8 protein-coding genes are annotated in these 18725 nt (G+C 61.6%); 4 read left to right on the forward strand and 4 right to left on the reverse strand.

From position 1 onward, the window contains the following. The first annotated feature begins 13 nt into the window (after window positions 1–13). The 3 genes from ptsP (at window position 14) to HU743_RS03920 (ending at window position 11002) form a co-directional block, all read left to right on the forward strand. Entirely contained in the window at window positions 14–2527 is a 2514-nt protein-coding gene (gene ptsP, locus HU743_RS03910; RefSeq protein ID WP_186647025.1) for a phosphoenolpyruvate--protein phosphotransferase, read from the forward strand. Between the two features lie 34 nt (window positions 2528–2561). After that, entirely contained in the window at window positions 2562–4277 is a 1716-nt protein-coding gene (nagE, locus tag HU743_RS03915) for an N-acetylglucosamine-specific PTS transporter subunit IIBC (RefSeq protein ID WP_186647027.1), read from the forward strand. Window positions 4278–5272: 995 nt separating this feature from the next. After that, window positions 5273–11002 (forward strand): membrane-targeted effector domain-containing toxin, encoded by a 5730-nt coding sequence (locus tag HU743_RS03920; RefSeq protein ID WP_186647029.1) that lies wholly within the window; start codon window positions 5273–5275, stop codon window positions 11000–11002. A 103-nt stretch (window positions 11003–11105) separates the two neighbouring features. On the opposite strand, the gene HU743_RS03925 is transcribed toward HU743_RS03920, so the two are convergent. Then, on the reverse strand, window positions 11106–11417 hold the full coding sequence (locus HU743_RS03925; RefSeq protein ID WP_186551272.1) for a YqfO family protein: 312 nt from the start codon (window positions 11415–11417) through the stop codon (window positions 11106–11108). A 5-nt stretch (window positions 11418–11422) separates the two neighbouring features. Next, window positions 11423–15319, reverse strand: a complete 3897-nt coding sequence (purL, locus tag HU743_RS03930) for a phosphoribosylformylglycinamidine synthase (protein WP_186621290.1) — start codon at window positions 15317–15319, stop codon at window positions 11423–11425. Between the two features lie 285 nt (window positions 15320–15604). Here purL and mltF point away from each other — a divergent pair, with 285 nt between their 5' ends. Continuing rightward, entirely contained in the window at window positions 15605–17065 is a 1461-nt protein-coding gene (gene mltF, locus HU743_RS03935) for a membrane-bound lytic murein transglycosylase MltF (protein ID WP_186621292.1), read from the forward strand. A 126-nt stretch (window positions 17066–17191) separates the two neighbouring features. On the opposite strand, the gene pdxJ is transcribed toward mltF, so the two are convergent. Together pdxJ and recO are read right to left on the reverse strand one after the other, a co-directional pair. Next, window positions 17192–17935: a pyridoxine 5'-phosphate synthase gene (pdxJ, locus tag HU743_RS03940; protein ID WP_064382428.1), complete on the reverse strand. Its 744-nt coding sequence runs from the start codon at window positions 17933–17935 to the stop codon at window positions 17192–17194. A gap of 39 nt (window positions 17936–17974) precedes the next feature. After that, window positions 17975–18664 (reverse strand): DNA repair protein RecO, encoded by a 690-nt coding sequence (gene recO / locus HU743_RS03945; RefSeq protein WP_186647031.1) that lies wholly within the window; start codon window positions 18662–18664, stop codon window positions 17975–17977. Window positions 18665–18725 lie beyond the last annotated feature (61 nt).

Below are 18725 nucleotides of genomic sequence, written 5' to 3' on the forward strand. Positions count from 1 at the left end.
ATGAGATCCAGCCATGCCCGATAACAATAAAGAGCTGACCCTCAGCGCCCCGCTCAGCGGCCCCGTGCTGACGCTCGCCAACGTCCCGGACGCGGTGTTCGCCAGTGGCGCGATGGGCGACGGCATCGCCATCGACCCGCTCAACGACACGCTGTATTCGCCCTGCGCCGGCGTGGTCATTCACGTCGCGCGCAGCAGCCACGCGGTGACCGTGCGTGCCGACAATGGCGCGGAAATCCTCCTGCACCTGGGCCTCGACACCGTTGAACTGAACGGCGAGGGTTTCGCCATGCTGGTCAAGGAGAGCGATCGCGTCAGCCTCGGTCAGCCGTTGTTGCGCTATGACCTCGACAAGGTTGGCCAGCACTGCAAAAGCCTGGTCAGCCTGTTGATTCTGACCAACAGCGCGGATTTTCAGGTGCGGCCGATCACGCTCAAAGCGGTGAAGGTCGGCGAACCGTTGCTGCACGTCATCGCGCGCAACACTGTGGCGGCGAACACTGAAGCAGCCGGTGGGCCAGCGGCTAGCGGCAAGGCACGGGTGGCTCATCGTGGCGGTCTGCATGCGCGGCCTGCTGCGCTGATCCGGCAAACCGCGCAGGGCTTCAATAGCCAGTCAGAGCTGCACTTCAACGGCAAATCGGCGCCGTGCAACAGCCTGATCGGTTTGATGGGGCTGGCCATTGGCGAGCAGGATGAAGTGCAGGTCAGTTGTCAGGGGCCGGAGGCCAATGCCGCGCTGCAAGCGTTGCTCAGCGCATTGGCGACGGCGTTGCCGGACGATCATCACGCGCAAGCACCGGTCAGTACTGCGCCGCTGAAACGCCCGGTCGAGGCTGGCGTGTTGCATGGCGTCTGCGCGGCGCCGGGGCTGGTCGCCGGGCCGTTGTTTCGTTTGAACGCAATGACCTTGCCGACAGATGCGGGCAATCACGATCCAGCGCAACAGCAACAGATTTTCGAAGCGGCATTGAACGCGGTGCGCAGCGAAATCGCCGCCACCCTTGCCCAGGCGAAAAAGCACAAGAACGCCGACGAAGAAGCCATCTTCGCCGCCCACATGGCGCTGCTTGAAGACCCGGCCCTGCTCGACGCCGCGCAGCAGTTCATCGCGCAAGGCACGGCGGCGACCCACGCCTGGGGTCAGTCGATCGACGCCCAGTGCGACATGCTCCAAGGCACCGGCAGCGCGCTGTTGGCCGAGCGCGCCAACGACTTGCGTGATCTCAAGCAACGCGTGCTCCGCGCCCTGCTCGGCGAGGCCTGGCAATACGAAGTACCGGCCGGCGCCATCGTCGCCGCCCTCGAACTGACGCCATCGGATCTGCTGCAACTCAGCACCCAAGGGGTCGCCGGATTGTGCATGGCCGAGGGCGGGGCGACCTCACACGTAGCGATTCTGGCGCGTGGCAAAGGTCTGCCGTGTCTGGTTGCCTTGGGGGCAGAGTTGCTTGATCAGCCGCAAGGCCAGGCAGTGGTGCTCGACGCTGACGGTGGTCGTCTCGAACTGGCGCCGAACGCCGGACGCCTGGCCGAAGTGCAGCAAGCGCAAATCGAGCGCCAGCGGCGCCGCGAAAGCCAACAAGCCAAAGCCCATCTGCCCGCCGAAACTCGCAATGGCGTGCACATCGAAGTAGTCGCCAATGTCGCCTCAAGCAGCGAAGCGGCAGATGCCTTTGCCAACGGCGCCGATGGCGTCGGGCTGCTGCGCACCGAGTTTCTGTTCGTTGATCGCCAGACTGCGCCAGATGTCGAAGAACAGCGTGCGGCCTATCAAGCCGTATTGGACGCGATGGGCGAGCACTCGGTAATCATCCGCACCATCGACGTCGGCGGCGACAAACAACTCGACTACCTGCCACTGCCCGCCGAGGCCAATCCGGTGCTCGGTCTGCGCGGCATTCGTCTGGCCCAGGCCCGCCCGGAAATCCTCGATCAGCAATTGCGCGCGCTGCTGCAAGTCAGGCCGTTGGCGCGCTGTCGGATTCTGTTGCCGATGGTTACCGAAGTCGACGAACTGCTACACATTCGCCAGCGCGTCGATCAGTTGTGCCTGGAAATGGGTATCACGCAACGCCCCGAGATCGGCGTGATGATCGAAGTCCCCGCCGCCGCGCTGCAAGCCGAACAACTGGCCGAACACGCTGACTTTCTCTCGATCGGCACCAACGACCTGTCGCAGTACACCCTGGCCATGGACCGCGATCACGCCGGTCTGGCCGCCCGCGTCGATGCCTTGCACCCGGCGCTGCTGCGCCTGATCGCCATGACCTGTGAGGGCGCGGCGGTGCATAAGCGCTGGGTCGGTGTGTGTGGCGCCCTCGCCTCTGATCCGCTGGCAACGCCGGTGCTGATCGGTCTGGGCGTCAGCGAACTGTCGGTGAGCCCGGTGCAGATCGGTGAAATCAAGGACCGCGTGCGTCAACTGCACGAAGCCGAATGTCAGCGCCTGAGCCGCGACCTGCTCAAGCTCTCCAGCGCCGCCGCTGTGCGTCACGCCTGCCATCAGCATTGGCCGTTGCCCTAACAACAAGCTCTGTCCAAAGAGCAGGAGAACCACCATGTACCAACTCTTCATCGAAGGCCTGCAACGCCTGGGTCGCGCGCTGATGCTGCCAATCGCGATCCTGCCGATTGCCGGTCTGCTGCTGCGCCTGGGCGACACCGATCTGCTGAACATCGCGATCATCCACGACGCCGGCCAGGTGATCTTCGCCAACCTGGCGATGATCTTTGCCATCGGCATCGCCGTCGGTTTCGCCAAGGACAACAACGGCACGGCGGGCCTGGCCGGGGTGATCGGTTATCTGGTGATGATCTCCACCCTCAAAGTGCTCGACTCGACCATCAACATGGGCATGCTTGCCGGCATCGTCAGCGGGCTGATGGCCGGCGCGCTGTACAACCGCTTCAAAGACATCAAGCTACCGGAGTACCTGGCGTTTTTCGGCGGACGGCGTTTCGTGCCGATCGTGACTGGTTTCGCAGCAGTCGGCCTGGGTGTGGTGTTCGGCTACATCTGGCCGCCGATCCAGCACGGCATCAATGCCTTCGGCACGCTGATGATGGAAAGCGGCAGCATCGGTGCCTTCGTGTTCGGCGTGTTCAACCGCCTGCTGATCGTCACAGGCCTGCACCACATCCTCAACAACATGGCGTGGTTCGTCTTCGGCAACTTCACCGACCCGACCACCGGCGCGCTGGTGACCGGCGACCTTTCGCGTTACTTCGCCGGCGACCCGAAGGGCGGCCAGTTCATGACCGGCATGTTCCCGATGATGATCTTCGGCCTGCCTGCCGCTTGCCTGGCGATGTACCGCAACGCCCTGCCGGAGCGCCGCAAAGTCATGGGCGGGATATTCCTGTCGATGGCATTGACCTCGTTTCTCACCGGCGTGACCGAACCGATCGAATTCGCCTTCATGTTCCTCGCGCCGCTGCTGTATCTGCTGCATGCGCTGCTGACCGGTCTGTCGATGGCGATCACCAACGGCCTGAACATTCATCTGGGCTTCACCTTCTCCGGCGGCTTCATCGACATGATTCTGGGCTGGGGCAAGTCCACCAACGGTTGGCTGGTGATCCCGGTGGGCCTTGCCTACGCCGTCATCTATTACTGCGTTTTTGACTTCTGTATTCGCCGTTTCAATCTGAAGACGCCGGGGCGTGAGGATATCGCGACAGCCGAGAAAGCCGTGCTTTCTGAAAACGAACGTGCCAGCGCGTACATCAAGGCCCTGGGCGGCGCCGAGAACCTGCTGACCGTGGGCGCCTGCACCACGCGGTTGCGGCTGGAAATGGTGGATCGCAACAAGGCGTCGGATGCCGACCTCAAAGCGTTGGGCGCGATGGCCGTGGTGCGTCCGGGCAAAGGTGGCAGCCTGCAAGTGGTGGTCGGGCCGCTGGCTGACAGCATCGCCGACGAAATACGCCTGGCCATGCCGGCGCTCCGCCGCGCGGTGGCGCGTGAATCCGTGGCGGTGGCCGATGAGCCGAAGGCAATTTCGGTCACCGACGCCGAGGCACAGCAATGGCTCGACGCGTTGGGCGGTGGCGACAACGTGCTGCAACTCGATTGCATTGCAATGACACGGATCCGCTTACAGCTGGCCGATAGCAGGGCGCTGTCCGAGGCGCAGTTGAAGGCGCTGGGCTGTCAGGGTGTCAGCCCGCTGGACGGTGGGGTGTGGCATTTGCTGGTGGGCGAGAAGGCGGCGGGTTTAAGCGGGGCAATGCTGGGGTTGGTGCGTCGTAATGAGGTGCCGGCGAAGGCTTGATCAACTGCAAACCCGGCGAGGCCGGGTTTGTTTGATCGATGGACAGCTCCCACGGTTTGGATTGGGTGAATCTGACGGAAATGAGGCGGCTGGTCGGAGGCCTTCGCGAGCAGGCTCACTCCCACAGTGGGATTGTGGTGGGTCAGAAGGATATGGGTCGGCTGGCAAGCCAGCTCCCACAGTTGGGATTGGGTGAATCTGATGGACATGAGGCGGCGGGTCGGAGGCCTTCGCGAGCAGGCTCGCTCCCACAATGGGATTGTGGTGGGCCAGAAGGATATGGGTCGGCTGGCAGGCCGCCTTCGCTGGCAAGCCAGCTCCCACAGTTGGGATTGGGTGAATCTGATGGATATGAGGCGGCTGGTTGGCCGTCATCGCGAGCAGGCTCACTCCTACAGTGGGATTGTGGTGGGTCAGGAGGATATGGGTCGGCTGGCAGGCCGCCTTCGCTGGCAAGCCAGCTCCCACAGAAAAGCAAAAGCAATCCGCTCTGGCTTCTGACCACTCAACACAATGAGCGTTAGCTCGAGTAACGCTCTTGATCTTGATGCACGGCGCCCGTCGGAAGGCTGAGCGGAGGGATTGATCCGGGGGTGGGAGCGCAGCGACCGTACGACGCAGTCGTACACAGCGGAAGGAGGTGCAGCGAAGCAAACCGGAAACGCTGCGCCCGGATCGATCCCGCAGCGAAGGCACCCCGAGCCACAGCGAGGGGCCGCACGTCAGGGCAAAAGGCCTTTGGTTACTTTGGGCCCCCAAAGTAACCCGCCGTCAGGGCGGAACCCTAAGCCGCCATCACCCAAAAAACGGATATCCCCCCAATCCGCCAGAACCAGGCCAACTGTCAGACCGCCTTCGCAAGCAGGAGCTCGCTCCCCCCAGTGAAGGGCACTACGCGAAAACCCAGCGATCCCCCGCAATACATATGTACCACCAAAGCCCCAGCCCCCCTGGCCATGCTGAAAGCTCTTCCCATCAGCATGGAGAACATGCCCATGAGCACACCCAACAGCCCACCCTCACCCGCACAAGTCAAAAGCGATCTCAACCAGATCGGGCAAAACCTGTTCAAGATCGACACTCCCCTGCTCGCCGAGCAAGCGCCGAGCGCAGAACAGCTCTACCTCAAAGGCCTCAACGACCAACTGAAAAACTACCGCGAGCGCTACCTGCAACGCAGCCGCCCGCTGTATCAGGAACTGGCAGACAGCGACCTGCACAGCGAGGAAGGCAAGAAGCTGCTCGCGACCCTGAAAATCCGCCTCAACACACAATTGATCAACCTGGACCTGAGCGAACGCATCGATGGCAAGCCGGCCAAAACCTATCTGATCTACGACGCCGGGTTCACCGCCGTCGAGCATGAAGCTCGCCAGGCCGTGGCGGATCGTCTGCTCAACGCACCAGCCGCCACGCTTATAGAAAAAATCGCGCTGGCGCCGATTTTGCGTCCGGCCATGTACGCCTTGCAGTTCAGCTATCAGGACAACATCGTCGAACTGGCCGGGGCCTTTGTCATCACGGAAGAGAACAGCCCGCAGGTCAGCGACTTGCTGAACGACCAGAGTGTCGGCTATGCCGTATTGTTCACCCCCGCCCGAGGCATCGAATTCTTCGATTCGCTGGCAGATCTCGACGCCCACTTGCTGCAGTGCGTGAAGCACGCCAGCGCCCAGGCCGAGTTCATGCAGATGCTGCCCCGGCGGTTTCACGAGGTCGGCGTCGGCGGCATCTGGCCGCTGCAGTTGACCCTGATCGACAGTGAACCGTTGTTCGAACACACCTACGATGCGGTGATCGATAAACGCACGCAGGATGTCGAACGCGCCTTGAGCCTGATCGACAACCCGCAACATGACGCCGGGCAGTTGTGCGCCGCCCTAGACCGCGCCGTTACCGGTGCCCTGCCAGACCTCACGCCGCGTCTGGAATTGCATGCGCAAACCCTGTTTGAACGCAATCTGTATTACAGCGCACCGGACTGGTATCGCAGCGCCAGCGAGACCCGCCAGACCGAGTTGGGTCAGCACCTGCACAACTACAGCCAGGCACGGCACGATCTGTTGCAACTGATGGGCGCGGCGGCTAGTCCGCCGGCGCTGGCCCGCTATCAGTGGCTCGAACGACTCGGCGATGACCTGGAAATCGATGATCTCGATCCGGATCTCTTGCAGATCAAGACCCGCCGCTATCTCGCAGGGTTCGGTGTGTACGAGCATAAACGCAGCCTGACCGATCTGGCCTTGCTCGGCCCGCATACCGGGGATGAATTAGCGGGTTCGGACTTTCTGCTCAAGACCACGCTCACCTACAACAACGCGCCGCTGCCTGAGGAGTACGCAGACGTGACGCCGGCATGGCTGATCCGGCAAACACTGAGCCTGCAACCACGAATCGATTTTTCCAACGTGCAAAAACAAATGCACGCGTTGCCCGCCGTCAGCCAGGCCATCGAGCATATGTTCGATCAGCGCATTGTCGCGCTGGCCTACACGGCGTGGCTGCAAGGCCATTTGCTCGCAAGTGACTGGCAATTGATTCAGGACTTGCGCGCCGGCAATGCGTCACACCTGCAAGCCGCGCTTTTGTCGCTGCACGGTGCGCAACTCCAGGACCTCTGGGTCCTGCGCCAGAGCGATGCCTCCGGCGCCCTCAAGCGCGTACTGCTGTGTACTCCGCAAGCCCCGCGAGAGCAGCAGTTTCAGGCGTTTGCCAGCGAGCTGGAGTGTCAGACCCATCTGCTCGGGTGGGCCGCTCACAATGACGCTGCCGACAGCATGAAAGCCTATCTGGTCAACCGCACGCCGCTGCGTTTTCGCCAGAACATGCAGAAAATTCTCGCGGCGCTGGGCTTCAAGCCTGAGGCGATGGAACACAAGGAAGTCAAATTCATCAATATCGGCACTCACCGCGATTGCCTCAGGGCTATGACCCGGCACTTGCTGGCTACGCGGGTTGACGACTATGACTTTGGCACCCCGCTGTGGTACCGCTCGACCTCGGCCAGCAACCGCAAAAAGCTCACCACGCTGACCGAAGAGGCCGAGTGTGTCCTTCGTGCATTCGATAAGCACCCTTCTTCGGGCAGCGGTTTTCAAGGCTTTGACGCCTATGTCCACGAACAGGCGAAAATCAGCCTCAACCGTCTGCTGAATCGTCCCGCCAACGACGTCGATCCGGATAGCGTGCGGGTACACGCTCAGACCTCGGTCGTGCCGTCACAGACACCAGCCCCGCTGACCTACACACGGTTGTTTCGTGACGGCTATCCAGATAATTTCGGCCTGATCGATCCGAAAATTTCGCAGTCGGCGCGTTTCACCGGCCCGCCGGGGATTGATGTGAGTGCACTGACCCCGCAAAACGTCGCGCGCTCGGTCACCGGCGTTTGGATCGGCCAACGTTATACCGACAAGGTCAAGGCCGAGCTGCAAAGCGCTGCAAGCGTGGGCTACGGATTGCGACGCAACACCACGCTGGCGATTACCCAGCGCCAGATGAAGCGCGCCGCTCTTGAATGCCAGTTGCAAGGACACATCGCCAGTGCGGACCTGCAATGGCTCGAACAGAGTATCGCCAGCCTGGGCGATACGACGCCAGCGACACGCACTCGCTACGCCCTGCATCGCCTGATGATCGACGGCGAATGGGTCATCGACACCTGGCTGTTCAGCCACGACAAGAACCCGGTTCTGCTCTACACCCCGCAAGCACCGGACGGGGTCAGTTTCCGTGAAGCCAGGCTGTTCAATTACCTGCTCAAACAGCAGCCTGGATTCGGCGGATACCTCGCAGGACGGGTTGGGGTGCAAGCGCAAAGCCGGGTTCGCACGTTCCTCGACAGCGCTCGCAAAGGCTTGCCTGACACGCTGAACAGAACCACGCCCAGCCCTGCGCGTTACGACTCGACCCGCTCGGTCGCGCCGGTCAGTGACATGCGCTACGCCCTTTACGACATGAAATTGCAGCGCAAGATCGACGATGTTCACGCTACCACCACCAGTCGTGCGCAGATGATCGGCGGGCTGATCTGGACCTGCGTCGAATGGGTCACGGCGATTGCCACCGCGCCCTTTCCGCTGCTGAGCCTGACCACCGGCGTGCTGCTGGCCTTCAAAGACGCCATGCTCGCCCTGCACGCCTACCGACAGGGTGACAACGCCATGGCGCTGCAGCATTTGCTTGGTTACCTGTTCAACAGTGCCGGCGCGCTGCTGACCGACCTGCGCCCGGCGCTGCGTTCGCTCAAACACGTCGTGCGTTTGCCGCGCCTGCGGGCCGCCGCGGCTGCTCCCGAACAGGCGATGAAATTGATCGAACCGCTGGAAGCGGTTTCCACGCTGCCGACGGATATCCAGCCAGTAGTCTTTCGTGGGCGAACCCTTTGGGCCGCGAAGAACCCGGACTCACTCGGCCGCTACTTGTTGCATCGCCTCGATCCTGACACCTCCGCACTGCGCTCGACCGGCATTCTGGTATCGCCCAACGCCGATGGGGTCATGGTGCGCAGCGGTGTGGCCGGCGGTGCGCCTAAGTATGAAGCCGTTTCGGATACGCCTGGGCTGCACAAGGAATTCGGCATACCGCCGCAATACCGCGATCGCCTTGAAAGCGCCATGAATCCAGAAACGCGCAAGGAGATCATCGCTCGCAGCAAGGACTTTATGAGCCACCCCGACACGATTGTCGGCGCCGCGGTGATGGATCTTCATGAGACGCGCAAGGCCCACCTGCTACAGGTCGAAAAACTGACCGCCGCCGCCACGCGGCATTGGGACACGCTGGCGCCGCTGTCGGCCCGAGCCCCGGTTCCTGCGGTCGCAGCCGACATGACCTTTACGCAACTGATTGCCAGCGAGGCCTTTAGCGGCAAGAGCCTGGTGATCGGTGCGCGACCTGGCTCCATCGCCAGCAAGCAGGCATTGATCACCTACCTCGACACACTGATCGAACGAGGCTTCAAGCGCCTTTATTTGGAGTACCTGCCGGATGATGTCTTTCATCTCAAGCTGGAAAAACTGAATACGGGAGGCACCTGGCAGCACATCAAAAAACATTTGAAGGCCATCGACCGCGCATTGGGGTACCCGCCCAAAGCCCCGTTTTCTTTCGTGGCGCTTGTGCGCGAGGCGCGCAAAAAGGGTCTGAAGATCAAGGCACTGGATGCCTCCACCTCCTACCAGCTGGACGATGTGCTGAAACTTGAAGATGTTTCGCCGCTGACGCCACGAGGCAATAACATCCGCAACTTCTATTCGCACAAGGCCATTGCCGCCGACACCGCCGATGCTCCGAACGACCGCTGGATCGTCTTGGCCGATGAGTCGCGAATGGTGACCCACAACACCACGCCAGGCCTCGCCGACCTGCATGACGCCATCGCCTTGCGCATCGAGGATGTCGCTCTGGGCCAACCGGCGAGCATCAAGGTCGATACCGCCGGCGCGATCACCGGCGACGCAGCGGCCAAAGGCGATTACCACATGACGCTGCCCACCGCGTACAAAGCGCCGAGGACGCCGGCAAAAACCGTCGCTGCTTCCGGCTCCGGTACTGGGCATTTCGATGAGTTCGACATTGCATCGGTACACCACGAACAGCTGCATGAAATGCATCACCAACCACGCGGAATGGACCCGCGGTACGGGCACGTCGTAAAGGCCAAGGCGGACGCGGCCGATGCGTTTATCGACATGCGCAAAAAACTGCTAGAGAAGGCAGAGAGTCATTTCACCCATTACACCCCGCCCGCCCGAGCGACACTGCCGACGCTCACTACGGACGCCACGGCGGATTCATTGTTCAAGCAAGTGGCCGACGGTGACTCTGCCGGCCTGGTGCTCGGCGAAGCCCATTCGGCGCAGTCGAGCAAGGCGCTGCTGATCAAGCAGCTGGAAAAACACAAAGGCCAGTACAAAACGCTCTATGTGGAACATTTGCAGACCGATTTGCATCAGGCTGACCTGGACGATTTCTGTGCCGGCAAGACCATGTCCGCCCATTTGCGCCGATACCTGAGCAGTCAGGACGAAGGGCACATGCGGTTCTACAAAGGCACGACAGACAATTACACCAGCGTCATTGAAAAAGCGGCCAAATATGGCTATCGCATCAGAGCGCTTGATTGCGTCGCCAGCTATCACATGAAGGGGCTCTCCGACCCGCGCGTACAGCGCAACCGCATGTTCAGCTATTTTGCCTCCAGAGTGATCGAAGCCGACCAACTGGCCAACGGGCCGCACAAGTGGATCGCCTTCGTCGGCAGCGCCCACACTGGTTACAACCTGGGGGTACCGGGCCTGGCGGATATGCTTGGTGCCGTCAGCCTGCACGTGCACGACACGACGCCCGCGCTCGCTCAACGCCTTCAGCGCGGTTACTGGGAGGTCGCCACCGAAAGCATGCCCACTGCCACTCGCGCAATACGCAGTGATTTCAGACTGGAGGTCGGCATCCCCGGCAAGCGGCTCGACCCCTCGCCCGCCGCTGTACAACGGGAACGCTTGACCGAGCCAGGGCAATTCATCATCGAGCGCCCGAATACTCGGGAAACCCGCCTCGTTCATCGATCTCGCACCGGTGAAGTCGTCGAGACGCCGATCCAGGTGGACGACAAAGGCCTGTTTTTCATTGATTACCGGGATAGAGCGCTGGACCGTTTCAAAACCCTCGAAGAGCTCATCATGATGCTACGGAGCGAGTTCAATCTCAGGCCGGTGACCTGAGTCGACGATCTTGCGCCGGGCTGCCGCGGTTGGTAGCCCATCGCAGGCAACAAAAAACCCGCTGAAATCACTTTCAGCGGGTTTTCTGTTTCAGCACCAGCGGTCAGAAATCTGCCAACTGCCACACCTCATAAGCCGGTGTTTCGTAGGGATGACTAAGCTTCAACGCTGCCACAACAGCAACAATCAGCTCGTCTGCCACCACCAGCTCGACCTTCCACTCCTCAACCCGCTCAACCTGCCCCGCCTCGCCTATGAACGGCTGACTGCCGTCCAGAGGCCGAAACTGACCAGACCCGAGCACTTGCCAGGCGCAATGGTCATAGTCGCCAATTCGCCCGCCACCGGCAGCGAACACAGCGTCTTTGACCACTTCGACATGACTGTCGGGAACAAAAAAAGCGAGTTTGTACACGACGCTTAGTTCACCCACACGCGAGCGTTGCGGAACATGCGCATCCACGGTGCGTCTTCGTTCCACTCTTCCGAGCGCCACGAGTTCTGCACGGCGCGGAAAACCCGCTCCGGGTGCGGCATCATGATCGTCACGCGGCCGTCGCGGCTGGTGAGGCCGGTAATTCCGCGCGGCGAGCCGTTCGGGTTGGCCGGGTAGGCTTCGGTGACCTTGCCATGGTTGTCGACAAAACGCATCGCCACGCAACCGGACAGATCGGCTTCCAGCAACGCTTCCTCGCTGGAGAACTCGGCATGCCCTTCACCGTGGGCGATGGCGATCGGCATGCGCGAACCGGCCATGCCCTGCAGGAAGATCGAGTTCGACTCCTGGACCTGCACCATTGCCACGCGCGCTTCGAACTGCTCGGAGCGGTTGCGCACAAAGTGCGGCCAGAACTCGCTGCCCGGGATCAGCTCGTGCAGGTTGGACATCATCTGGCAACCGTTGCACACACCGAGGGTGAAGCTGTCGTTACGTTCGAAGAAGCCCTGGAAGGCATCGCGGGCGCGGCTGTTGAACAGCGCCGACTTGGCCCAGCCTTCACCGGCGCCGAGCACGTCGCCGTAGGAGAAACCACCGCACGCCACCAGACCTTTGAACTCATTGAGGTCGACACGCCCAGCGAGGATATCGCTCATGTGCACGTCGATCGCGCTGAAACCGGCGCGGTCGAACGCGGCAGCCATTTCCACCTGACCGTTGACGCCCTGCTCACGCAGCACGGCCACTTGCGGGCGAATGCCTTTCTTGATGTAAGGTGCAGCGATGTCCTGGTTGACGTCGTAGCTGAGCTTGACGCTCAGGCCCGGGTTGTCTTCTTCCAGCAGCACGTCGAACTCTTGCTCGGCGCATTCGGCGTTGTCACGCAGACGCTGGATCTGGTAGCTGGTCTCGGCCCACTGACGCTGCAACAGACGGCGCTGGCCTTCGAACACAGTGTCACCGTTGAAGGTGATGTTGATCTGGCCATTGTTGATCGGCTGGCCGATCACCGACACGCAGTCGCCCAGGCCAGCGGCGCTGAACTGCGCGAGGATGTCCGGGGTGGCGTCCTGACGCACCTGGATCACTGCGCCGAGTTCTTCGTTGAACAGGATCGCGGCGATTTCCGATGCAGACTCGGCAACGCTGTCCAGGTTCAGGCTCAGACCGCAGTGGCCGGCGAAAGCCATTTCCACCACGGAGGTCAGCAGACCACCGTCGGAACGGTCGTGGTACGCCAGCAGATGACCGTCGGCGTTGAGGCCCTGGATCACCGCGAAGAAGGCTTTCAGGTCTTCGGCGTCATCGACGTCCGGCGCGTGCTGGCCGAGTTTGCCGTGCACTTGTGCAAGGATCGAGGCGCCCATGCGGTTCTGCCCGCGACCGAGGTCGATCAGGATCAGGTCGGTGGTGCCCTTGTCCATGCGCAGTTCCGGGGTCAGGGTCTGACGGATGTCAGCCACTGGCGCGAAACCGGTCACGATCAGCGACATCGGCGACGTCACGGTTTTTTCTTCGCCGTTGTCGTTCCAGCGCGTGGCCATGGACATCGAGTCCTTGCCCACCGGAATGGTGATGCCCAGCTCCGGGCACAGTTCCATGCCGACGGCTTTCACGGTGTCGTACAGACGCGCGTCTTCGCCCGGGTGGCCGGCCGCCGACATCCAGTTCGCCGACAGTTTGATGTCGGAGAGTTTGTTGATGCGCGAGGCGGCAATGTTGGTGATGGTTTCGCCGATGGCCATGCGGCCCGACGCCGGAGCGTCCAGCAGAGCCAGCGGAGTACGCTCGCCCATTGCCATCGCTTCACCGGTGTAGACGTCAAAACTGGTGGCGGTGACGGCAACGTCGGCCACCGGCACCTGCCATGGGCCGACCATTTGATCACGGGCCACAAGGCCGGTGATGGTGCGGTCGCCGATGGTGATCAGGAAGCTTTTGCTCGCCACGGCCGGGTGATGCAGAACGCGTTCGATGGACTCGGTGATATCGAGGTTCGACGGATCGAAATCATCGCCCAGTTCGGCTTCGCGGACCACCGAACGGTGCATGCGCGGCGCCTTGCCCAGCAACACTTCCAGCGGCATGTCCACAGGGTTGTTGCCGAAGTGGCTGTCGGTCACGGTCAGCTGCGGTTCGGCGGTGGCTTCGCCGACGACGGCAAACGGGCAACGCTCGCGTTCGCAGATCGCCTGGAAGCGCTCGAAGTCTTCCGGGCCGACCGCCAGAACGTAACGTTCCTGGGATTCGTTGGACCAGATTTCGTGCGGGGCCATGCCCGGCTCGTCGTTGGGAATGTTGCGCAGTTCGAAGCGGCCACCGCGGTCGCCGTCGTTGACCAGTTCCGGGAAGGCGTTGGACAGACCGCCCGCGCCGACGTCGTGGATGAAGCTGATCGGGTTCTTGTCACCCAGTTGCCAGCAACGGTCGATGACTTCCTGGCAGCGACGCTCCATTTCAGGGTTTTCGCGCTGCACGGAAGCGAAGTCCAGATCCGCCGAGCTGGTGCCGGTGGCCATCGAGGAAGCGGCGCCGCCGCCCAGACCGATCAACATCGCCGGGCCGCCCAGGACGATCAGCTTGGAGCCGACGACGATCTCGCCTTTCTTGACGTGTTCTTCGCGGATGTTGCCCATGCCGCCCGCGAGCATGATCGGCTTGTGATAACCGCGAACTTCATCGCCGTGCGGGGTGCTGATCGACTGCTCGAAGGTACGGAAGTAGCCCGTGAGCGCCGGACGACCGAATTCGTTGTTGAACGCAGCGCCGCCGAGCGGCCCTTCGATCATGATGTCCAGCGCGGTAACGATGCGTTCAGGCTTGCCGTACGGCACTTCCCACGGCTGTTCGAAGCCCGGGATCTGCAGGTTGGATACGGTGAAACCGGTCAGGCCGGCCTTCGGCTTGGCGCCGCGACCGGTTGCGCCTTCGTCACGGATCTCGCCACCGGAACCAGTGGATGCGCCCGGGAACGGTGCGATCGCGGTCGGGTGGTTGTGAGTCTCGACCTTCATCAGAATGTGCACCGGCTCCTGCACCGCGCCGTACTGGCGAGTTTCAGGGTTCGGGAAGAAGCGGCCGGCAACGTTGCCGACGATCACCGAAGCGTTGTCCTTGTAAGCGGACAGCACGCCTTCGCTATGCATCTGATAGGTGTTCTTGATCATGCCGAACAGGCTTTTTTCCTGGCTCTGGCCGTCGATGTCCCAACTGGCGTTGAAAATCTTGTGGCGGCAGTGCTCGGAGTTGGCCTGGGCGAACATCATCAGTTCGATGTCGTGCGGGTTGCGCTTCAAACCATTGAAGGCGTTGACCAGATAATCGATCTCGTCTTCGGCCAGGGCCAGGCCCAGTTCGGTGTTGGCCTTTTCCAGCGCAGCGCGACCGCCACCAAGAATGTCGATGGCCGTCAGCGGTTTCGGTTCGGCGTGACTGAACAGACCGGCGGCCTGCTCGAGACTGGCCAGCACGATCTGGGTCATGCGGTCATGCAGGGCGTCCGAAATCACTTGGGCTTCGGCTTCGCTGAACTGGCCGGCGACGTAGAAGGCAATACCGCGCTCCAGGCGCTGGATCTTGCTCAGGCCGCAGTTGCGGGCGATGTCGCTGGCCTTGCTCGACCACGGCGAGATGGTGCCGAAACGCGGCAACACCAGAAACAGACGACCGGTCGGCTCTTGAACCGGAACACTTGGGCCGTACTTCAGAAGGCGCGCAAGCACCTGCTGTTCGTCGCCGGTCAGGACGCCGGTGACTTCGGCGAAGTGAGCGAATTCAGCATACAGGCCACTGACAGCTGGAACCTTCTGGCTCAGTTGCTCAAGGAGTTTGCTGTGGCGAAAGGCAGAAAGGGCAGGAGCGCCGCGCAGGATCAACATCTTCGGGACAGCCTCGGGAAGGGGTGTGCTTTGAGGCCGTGCATTCTAGCCTAAACCGCCCTCAACATCACCCGAAACGCTACGCACGGTTGCACTCTGACCGCATTGTGTGTTTCTGCCCCCAAAGTCAGGTAAATCGTCCATTTGAGCGCTGCTTATTTTTACTGTAACAAAATGCCCTCAAGGCCCGTTTTCATGGGGTTTCGGTCGATTTTGTGACCCTTAGCAGACTCATACAGTGCTGTCGAGATATGGCGCCCGTGGCCGTTTGCGTATACTGCGCAGATGTTTTTCCCAACGGCTTTGCGTCCGCGGTACGCCAAATGGCTGATCGCAACCGGACTCTTCCTGATGCTCGGTGGCTGTGTTGATAAACCCAACACGCTCGAGCGCGTAAAGGAGGACGGTGTGCTGCGGGTGATTACCCGAAACAGCCCCGCCACCTACTTTCAGGATCGCAGCGGCGAAACCGGCTTCGAATACGAGCTGGTGAAGCGCTTCGCCGACGATTTGGGCGTCGAACTGAAGATCGAGACCGCCGACAACCTCGACGACCTGTTCAACCAGGTCGGCAAACCGAATGGCCCGGTCCTCGCCGCGGCCGGCCTGGTCAGCAGCGACGAACGCAAAAAGCAGGTGCGGTTTTCCCACTCTTATCTCGAAGTCACCCCGCAGATCATCTATCGCAACGGCCAGTCGCGGCCGACCGATCCGGCGGACCTGGTCGGCAAGAAGATCACCGTGCTCAAGGGCAGCACCCACGCCGAACAGCTGGCTGAGCTGAAACAGAAATTTCCCGGCATCGAATACGAAGAATCTGACGCCGTCGAGGTGGTCGACCTGTTGCGCATGGTCGATGAAGGCCAGATCGACCTGACCCTGGTCGATTCCAACGAAGTGGCAATGAATCAGGTGTACTTCACCAACATCCGCGTCGCCTTCGACCTTGGCGATGCGCGCAGCCAGAGCTGGGCGGTCGGCCCGGGCGAAGACAACAGCCTGCTCAACGAAATCAACGCGTATCTGGACAAAGTACAGAAGAACGGCACCCTGCAACGCTTGAAAGACCGTTATTACGGCCACGTTGATGTGCTGGGCTACATGGGCGCCACCACTTTCGCCCAGCATTTGCAGCAGCGCTTGCCAAAATACGAACAGCACTTCAAGAACTACGCCAAGAAGGAAAAAGTCGACTGGCGCCTGCTCGCCGCCATCGGTTATCAGGAATCGCTGTGGCAACCGACGGTGACCTCAAAAACCGGCGTACGCGGCCTGATGATGCTGACCCAGAACACCGCGCAGGCCATGGGCGTGTCCAATCGCCTCGATCCGAAACAGAGCATCATGGGCGGCGCCAAGTACCTGGCGTATATGAAGGATCAGCTCGACGACTCGATCAAGGAACCGGATCGCACCTGGTTTGCCCTGGCCGCGTACAACGTCGGCAGCGGTCACCTGGATGACGCGCGCAAATTGACCGCCAAGGAAGGTCTGAACCCGGACAAGTGGCTGGACGTGAAGAAAATCCTGCCGCGCCTGTCGCAGAAGCAGTGGTACAGCAAGACCCGCTATGGCTACGCCCGCGGCGGCGAGCCGGTGCACTTCGTGGCGAACATCCGTCGCTACTACGACATCCTGACCTGGGTGACTCAGCCGCAGCTTGAAGGTGATCAGGTCGCTGAGGGCAATCTGCACGTGCCGGGGATCGACAAGTCAAAACCGGCGCAGGAACCTGCTCCGCTCTAACCAACACCACAAATCGAATTGTAGGAGTGAGCCTGCTCGCGATAGCGGTGTGTCAGTCAATTTGATGCTGGCTGACACACCGCTATCGCGAGCAGGCTCACTCCTACAAGGGGTTTGTGTTGTTGCTTAGTGCTTGGCTGCGGCCAGGATCAGCGCCTTCATCTCCGACACCGCCGACTTGAACCCGACAAACAGCGCATGCGCCACCAGCGCATGGCCGATGTTCAACTCGTTGATGCCCTTGATCGCCGCCACCGCCTCGACGTTGTGGTAATGCAGGCCATGCCCGGCGTTGACGATCAGCCCCTGCGCCAGGCCAAACGCGACACCGTCAGCGACACGCTTGAGCTCTTCAGCCACTTCAGTCGGAGTTTCGGCATCGGCGTAGCGCCCGGTGTGCAGCTCGATGGCCGGCGCACCGACGCGCTTCGATGCAGCGATCTGACGTTCATCAGCATCAATGAACAGCGACACTTCGCTGCCAATCTTCGACAGACGTTCGACCGCTGCCCTGATGCGTTCTTCCTGACCCGCCACATCCAGACCGCCTTCGGTGGTCAGCTCCTGCCGGGTTTCCGGGACCAGACAGATGTGCGCCGGGCGAATGCGCTCGGCGAACGCCATCATCTCTTCGGTGACACCCATTTCGAAGTTCATGCGGGTTTGAAGCACATCCTTGAGCAGCAGCACGTCACGTTCCTGGATGTGTCGGCGATCTTCACGCAGGTGCACCGTAATGCCATCGGCCCCCGCCTCTTCCGCGTCCAGCGCCGCCTTGACCGGGTCCGGGTAGCGCGTGCCACGGGCCTGACGCAGGGTGGCGACGTGGTCGATGTTCACGCCAAGAAGAATGCGATTGCTGGTGGTCACGGGTGCGCTCCTGAAATGAGAGATTCGGCGCACAGCATATCAGGGCTTGCGAAACAGCTCGCGGCTTACAAGGGGCCGACCGCCGAGGTGAACGGCCAGCGCCTGACGCATCAGGCGCTTGGCCGCCGACAGCGCACCGGGGGCGGACCAATCGGCGTCGGCCATGGCCAGCAGCTCGGTGCCGTTGAACAGGCCCGGCTGCAGCAGATGGACCTGCTCAAGCCCGGCATCCACTTGCAGACGATAGAGACCGTCCGGCGCGATCGGGTCGCCGTGCAAATCTGTGTTGAGAGAAAAGCCGTAGCCGAGATCGTCCAGCAAACGCCATTCGAAGGACCGCAATAACGGCTCCAAGGGGCGACCTTCAGCCAAGGCCAGCAGCGTCGCGGCGTAGTGATCGAACACGGCAGGATGTGGATCTTCGGCGGGCAGTAAACGGATCAACAGCTCGTTCAGATACAACCCACTGAACAGCGCCTCGCCGTTGAGCCACGCCGAGGCGCCGGAGCTTTCCATGCGCCCGACATTTTTCAGCTCGCCCTTGCCACGAAACTCCACTTCCAGCGCCACGAATGGCCGCGCCAGCGTCCCGGCCTTGCCTCGCGCACTGCGCAACACCGCCCGCAACCGACCTTGCGGCGTGAGGAAGTCGACCAGCGCGCTGGTCTCGCGATAAGCACGCGAGTGCAGGACGTAGGCGGGTTGGGCGGGAGGCGGGTTTTGCGACATGAGGCGAAAGATCTCTGAAGATCATCAATTGTGGCGAGGGAGCTTGCTCCCGCTGGGTTGC

It is taken from the genome of Pseudomonas sp. SWRI99, from assembly GCF_014270125.1.
GTDB classification, from domain to species: domain Bacteria; phylum Pseudomonadota; class Gammaproteobacteria; order Pseudomonadales; family Pseudomonadaceae; genus Aquipseudomonas; species Aquipseudomonas hamedanensis.

Excerpts from the sequence above, each read along its gene's own strand:
- mltF (WP_186621292.1), top strand. The coding sequence starts at position 15,605 with ATGTTTTTCCCAACGGCTTTGCGTCCGCGGTACGCCAAATGGCTGATC.
- nagE (WP_186647027.1), top strand. The coding sequence starts at position 2,562 with ATGTACCAACTCTTCATCGAAGGCCTGCAACGCCTGGGTCGCGCGCTG.
- recO (WP_186647031.1), bottom strand. The coding sequence starts at position 18,664 with ATGTCGCAAAACCCGCCTCCCGCCCAACCCGCCTACGTCCTGCACTCG.
- purL (WP_186621290.1), bottom strand. The coding sequence starts at position 15,319 with ATGTTGATCCTGCGCGGCGCTCCTGCCCTTTCTGCCTTTCGCCACAGC.
- ptsP (WP_186647025.1), top strand. The coding sequence starts at position 14 with ATGCCCGATAACAATAAAGAGCTGACCCTCAGCGCCCCGCTCAGCGGC.
- HU743_RS03920 (WP_186647029.1), top strand. The coding sequence starts at position 5,273 with ATGAGCACACCCAACAGCCCACCCTCACCCGCACAAGTCAAAAGCGAT.